Annotated in this window: 5 protein-coding genes; 1 reads left to right on the top strand and 4 read right to left on the bottom strand. The window is 71.7% G+C overall.

Annotated features, from left to right (window positions below):
* On the top strand, positions 1-964 hold a 964-nt coding region (dxr, locus tag OFY01_RS14665), incomplete at its 5' end, for a 1-deoxy-D-xylulose-5-phosphate reductoisomerase (RefSeq protein WP_266599976.1).
* Between the two features lie 101 nt (positions 965-1,065).
* Here the strand turns inward: dxr and OFY01_RS14660 are convergent.
* The 4 genes from OFY01_RS14660 to metF all read right to left on the bottom strand — a co-directional run bounded on the left by OFY01_RS14660 (position 1,066) and on the right by metF (position 5,149).
* On the bottom strand, positions 1,066-1,359 hold the full coding sequence (locus tag OFY01_RS14660; RefSeq protein WP_266599975.1) for an acyl carrier protein: 294 nt from the start codon (positions 1,357-1,359) through the stop codon (positions 1,066-1,068).
* A 115-nt stretch (positions 1,360-1,474) separates the two neighbouring features.
* Positions 1,475-2,761, bottom strand: coding sequence for a benzoate/H(+) symporter BenE family transporter (locus OFY01_RS14655; RefSeq protein WP_266599974.1), 1,287 nt, complete (start codon positions 2,759-2,761; stop codon positions 1,475-1,477).
* Positions 2,762-2,820: 59 nt separating this feature from the next.
* Positions 2,821-4,284: an adenosylhomocysteinase gene (gene ahcY, locus OFY01_RS14650; RefSeq protein ID WP_266599973.1), complete on the bottom strand. Its 1,464-nt coding sequence runs from the start codon at positions 4,282-4,284 to the stop codon at positions 2,821-2,823.
* Complete coding sequence (gene metF, locus OFY01_RS14645; RefSeq protein WP_266599972.1) at positions 4,274-5,149, bottom strand: methylenetetrahydrofolate reductase [NAD(P)H]; 876 nt, start codon at positions 5,147-5,149, stop codon at positions 4,274-4,276. The genes ahcY and metF overlap by 11 nt, the downstream gene beginning before the upstream one ends.
* Positions 5,150-5,238: the final 89 nt, after the last annotated feature.

The raw sequence follows: 5,238 nt of genomic DNA, 5'->3' as shown, positions 1-5,238 counted from the left end.
CTCTTCCGATCTGGGCGCGGGCGGGCGGCCGCTGCCCCGGGTGCTCGCCGGACCCGACGCGGCGAGCGAGCTCGCGGCCGCGGACTGCGATGTGGTGCTCAACGGCATCACCGGGTCCATCGGGCTCGCGCCGACGCTCGCCGCCCTGGAGTCGGGCGCCACGCTCGCCCTGGCGAACAAGGAGTCCCTGGTGGCGGGCGGACCGCTGGTCAGGCGGCTCGCCAGGCCCGGCCAGATCGTCCCCGTGGACTCCGAGCACTCGGCGCTCTACCAGTGCCTGTGCGCGGGCCGCGACGCCGAGGTGCGGCGCCTCGTCCTCACCGCGAGCGGCGGCCCGTTCCGCGGCCGCGCCCGCGCGGATCTGGCCGACGTCACGCCCGAGCAGGCGCTCGCGCACCCCACCTGGGACATGGGCCCGCTGGTGACGGTGAACTCATCGACGTTGATGAACAAGGGACTTGAGGTCATCGAGGCGCACCTGCTCTTCGACGTTCCCTTCGCGCGGATCGACGTGGTCGTGCACCCGCAGTCGGTGGTCCACTCGATGGTGGAGTTCACCGACGGCTCGACGCTCGCCCAGGTGAGCCCCCCTGACATGCGCGTGCCCATCTCGCTCGGGCTCGGCTGGCCGCACCGGGTGCCGGACGCCGCGCCGGCCTGCGACTGGACGGCGGCCACCGCCTGGACGTTCTTCCCCCTGGACGAGGAGGCGTTCCCCGCGGTGGCGCTCGCCCGGTTCGCCGGCGAGGCGGGCGGGGTGGCCCCGGCAGTCCTGAACGCCGCGAACGAGGAGTGCGTGGCCGCGTTCCTCGCGGGGCGCCTTCCGTTCCTCGGCATCGTCGGCACCGTGCGCAGGGTGGTGGAGGAACAGCTGGAGTCGGCGCCCGGCTCGGTCCTGACCCTCGACGACGTCCTGAACGCCGAGAAGCAGGCCCGTGCCAGGACCCGCGAGCTGACGTCGTAGAGCAGAAGAACCGGAGAAGCGGAGCGGACAGGAGAACAGGAGAGTCGGAGCACACCCTGACGTGCGGGGGACGGCGACGGGCCGTCCCCCCGCACGCGTGCCTATCCCTGTTGCGCGGTGCGGCCGGCGGCGATGAGGCGCGGTGTCAGGTAGCTGACGAGGTCGGCGATGGTGGGGTGGTCCCACACCAGGGTCGGGTCGACGACCAGGCCCTTCTCGTCCTCCAGGTCGCCACAGAGGCTGAGCGCCGCGACGGAGTCCATCCCGAACTCCGCGAGCGGAGTGCGGTCGTCGAGTGACTCCTGCGGGCGGTCCAGATAGATGGCGAGGCGAGCGGTCAGCCAGCCGCGCAGCTCTGCGGCCACCGCGGCCTTTCCGGAGGTTCGAGTCGTCATGACGGGGGGCTCCTCGACGGATTCGGCCCGGATACGGCCAGAGACGGGTTACGCATCCAGTATCACCGGAGGGCTAAAGCACAGCTTGCAGCGGTCCTGTGCGCTCCCGTGCCCGTCAACGGGGCTCGGGCGCCCGGGACTTCATCAGTCCGTGCACGGCCAGGCCCGCGAGCAGCCCCCAGAAGGCGGAGGTGAGGTGCAGGGCGGTGACGCCGGAGGCGGCCACGACGAAGGTGACCGCGGCCGCGGGGACACCGCCGGGCGCCCCGGTGAGCGCCTTGGTGAGCGCCGACGCGAGCGTGTCGAGCAGGGCGAGGCCCGCGACGGCCTGGAAGACCAGCGGGGACGTCGCGCCGAGCAGCACCGCGAACAGGCCCGCGGCCAGCCCGAACACGCCGTACACGGCCGCCGCGGTGACCGCGCCGATCCAGCGCCGCTCACGGTCCTCGCCGGCCTCGGGCCCCGCGACGAGCGCGGCGGTGCTCGCGGCCATGTTCAGCATGAAGCCGCCGCCGCAGGCGATGAGCACCGTCGACGCCCCGGTGGTGACCAGCAGTTCACGCGCGGGCGGCCGGTAGCCGAAGTGGGTGAGCACGGCGAGGCCGGGCAGGTTCTGCGCGGCCATCGTGATGACGTACAGCGGCACGGCGAGGCCCACGAGCGTCTCGGGGCGGAAGGCGGGGGCGGTGAACTCGGGCCGCGCGAGCAGGTCGTGCCAGGAGCCCAGCGGCGCGTCGTGCCGCAGCAGGACTCCGCCGACGGCGACGAGCAGCGCGCCGGGCACCGCGCAGGCGCGCGCGTACCGGAAGAGCAGCGCCCAGGCGCCGACGATCGGCAGGACCCGGGCCGGGAACGCGACCGAGGCCAGCACGGGCGCGCGGCACAGAGGGAAGAGGATGCCCGCGAGCAGCGCCATGGCGATGGGCACCGGAACGGCCGCGATGCGGCGGCCGAGCCAGTCCCACAGGCCGGTCGCCATGACGAGGAGCCCGGCGACGACGAACGCGCCGACCGCCGCCCGGTAGCCGCCCGCGACGTGGCCCGCGCCGATGAGCACGGCCGCGCCCGGCGTGGACCAGGCGACGCTGAGGGGCTGGCGGTGGCGCAGGCCGAGCCAGAGCGACAGGGCGCACATGGCGAGGCAGAGCAGGAGCAGCCCGGACATGGCGCCGCGCCGGTCGGCTCCGACGGCCCGCAGTCCGGTGAGGACCAGCGCGAAGGATCCGGCGAAGCCGACGGCGGCGGTGGTGATCCCGGCGAGCAGCGGGCGGCCGCGCGCCACCGTCGTGCTCCGCGCGGGCGCCCCCGCGCTGCCCGCCGGGTGCTCGGCTCGTCCGGTTGCCTCCGTGCTCTCGGCGTCCTCGGGCAGACGGGTGTCCTCCGGGCGTGGGACGTTCAGCACGCCGCGGTCCGCCCGGTCCCTCGCGTCCGCCGGCGGCGGCTCCCCCTCATGTCCCGTCCTCAGTAGCGGTAGTGGTCGGGCTTGTACGGGCCTTCGACGGGCACGCCGATGTACGCGGCCTGCTCCGTGCTGAGCGTCGTGAGCTTCACGCCGAGGGCGTCCAGGTGGACGCGGGCCACCCGCTCGTCGAGGTGCTTGGGCAGCACGTGGACGCCGGTGGTGTACTGCTCGGGCTTGGTGAACAGCTCGATCTGGGCGAGGGTCTGGTTCGCGAAGGACGTGGACATCACGAACGAGGGGTGGCCGGTGGCGTTGCCCAGGTTCAGCAGACGGCCTTCCGAGAGCACGATGATCTTCTTGCCGTCGGGGAACGTCCAGGTGTGGACCTGCGGCTTGAGCTCGTTCTTCACGACTCCCGGGAGCTTCGCGAGACCGGCCATGTCGATCTCGTTGTCGAAGTGGCCGATGTTCCCGACGATCGCCTGGTGCTTCATCCTCGCCATGTCGCTCGCCAGGATGATGTCCTTGTTGCCGGTCGTGGTGATGAAGATGTCGGCCGTCTCGACCACCTCGTCGAGCGTGGTGACCTGGTAGCCGTCCATCGCGGCCTGCAGCGCGCAGATCGGGTCGATCTCCGTGATGATCACGCGGGCGCCCTGGCCGCGCAGCGACTCCGCGCAGCCCTTGCCCACGTCGCCGTAGCCGCACACGACGGCGGTCTTCCCGGCGATCAGGACGTCGGTGGCCCGGTTGATGCCGTCGAGCAGGGAGTGGCGGCAGCCGTACCTGTTGTCGAACTTCGACTTCGTCACGGCGTCGTTCACGTTGATCGCGGGGAACAACAGGCGGCCCGCGCAGGCCAGTTGGTACAGGCGGTGCACTCCCGTCGTGGTCTCCTCGGTGACCCCGCGGATCTCGGCGGCGGCGTCGGTCCACTTGGTGGGGGTCTCTTCCAGAGTGCGGCTGAGCAGGCCCATGATGAGCCGGAACTCCTCGCCCTCGCCGTCGGTGGGCTCGGGCAGCTTGCCCGCCTTCTCGAACTCGACGCCCATGTGGAGCAGGAGCGTGGCGTCACCGCCGTCGTCGAGGATCATGTTCGGCCCGCGCGAGGCGACCCCCGGCCAGGTCAGCGCCTGCTCCGTGCACCACCAGTACTCCTCCAGGCTCTCGCCCTTCCACGCGAACACCGGTATGCCCTGCGGATCTTCGGCAGTGCCCTGCGGTCCGACGGCCACCGCGGCGGCGGCGTGGTCCTGGGTGGAGAAGATGTTGCAGGAAGCCCAGCGGACCTCCGCGCCGAGCGCCGTCAGGGTCTCGATGAGGACGGCCGTCTGAACGGTCATGTGGAGGGAGCCGGTGATCCGCGCCCCGGCCAGCGGCTGCTGGTCGGCGAACTTCGCGCGGAGCGCCATCAGGCCGGGCATCTCGTGCTCGGCCAGCGCGATCTCCTTGCGGCCGAACTCCGCGAGGGACAGGTCGGCGACTTTGAAGTGCGTGACGTCGGCGGTCGGTTCAGCTGGCACTGATGCTCCTAGAAGTCGTGTTCAGCAGGGTCGTCAGGATCGTCCGGTGGATGTCGAGCGCCGCCGTGGAGCGGTTCAAAGTGATGTAGTGCAGCCCTGGGGCGCCTTCGTCCAGGAGGCGCCGGGCCATGGCGGTGGCGTGTTCGACACCGATCGCGTACGCGTCCTCGGGCCGGTCCCGCGACGCTTCGAGGCGGTGGGCGAGGTCTTCGGGGAAGGCCGCGTCGGAGAGTTCCGCGAAGCGGCGGATCTGCCGCACGTCGGTGGCGGGCATGATCTCCGGGATGATCGGCACCGCGCAGCCCGCCGCCGCCACCCGGTCACGCAGGCGCAGATAGTCCTCCACGTCGAAGAACATCTGCGTGATCGCGTAGTCCGCCCCGGCCCGGCACTTGTCGACGAAGTGCCGGATGTCGGACTCCCAGTCCGCGGAACGCGGATGCCGTTCGGGAAACGCCGCGACGCCGATGGTGAAGTCCCCCAGGGACCGGACCAGTTCGACCAGTTGGTACGCGTATTCGAAGCCGTCGGGGTGTGCCTCCCAGGGCCCTTTGGGATCGCCGGGCGGGTCGCCGCGCAGCACGAGCACGTCTCGCACCCCGGCGTCCGCGTACTGGCCGATGATGCGTCGCAGTTCGGCCACGGAGTGCCCGACGGCGGTCAGGTGGGCGACGGGGCGCAGCGTCGTGTCGGACACGATGCGGTTGGTCACCTCGATGGTGCGGTCCCGCGACGAGCCGCCGGCTCCGTAGGTGACCGACACGAAGTCCGGGCGCAGCGGCTCGATGCGGCGGATCGCGTCCCACAGGGTCTGTTCGCCCTTGCGTGTCTTCGGCGGGAAGAACTCGAAGGAGAACGTCGTCATGGGCGGCCTCCGGCGTTGAAGTACTTGGCCTCGGGGTGGTGGATGACGATCGCGTCGGTGGACTGTTCGGGGTGGAGCTGGAACTCCTC

The sequence above is a fragment of the Streptomyces beihaiensis genome (assembly GCF_026274175.1).
Classification (GTDB): Bacteria; Actinomycetota; Actinomycetes; order Streptomycetales; family Streptomycetaceae; genus Streptomyces; species Streptomyces beihaiensis.
This window is presented reverse-complemented; position numbering and strand designations above follow the sequence as displayed.

Bases quoted from the DNA above. Each gene is read 5' to 3' on its own strand.
- OFY01_RS14660 (WP_266599975.1), bottom strand. From the start codon at position 1,359: ATGACGACTCGAACCTCCGGAAAGGCCGCGGTGGCCGCAGAGCTGCGC.
- metF (WP_266599972.1), bottom strand. From the start codon at position 5,149: ATGACGACGTTCTCCTTCGAGTTCTTCCCGCCGAAGACACGCAAGGGC.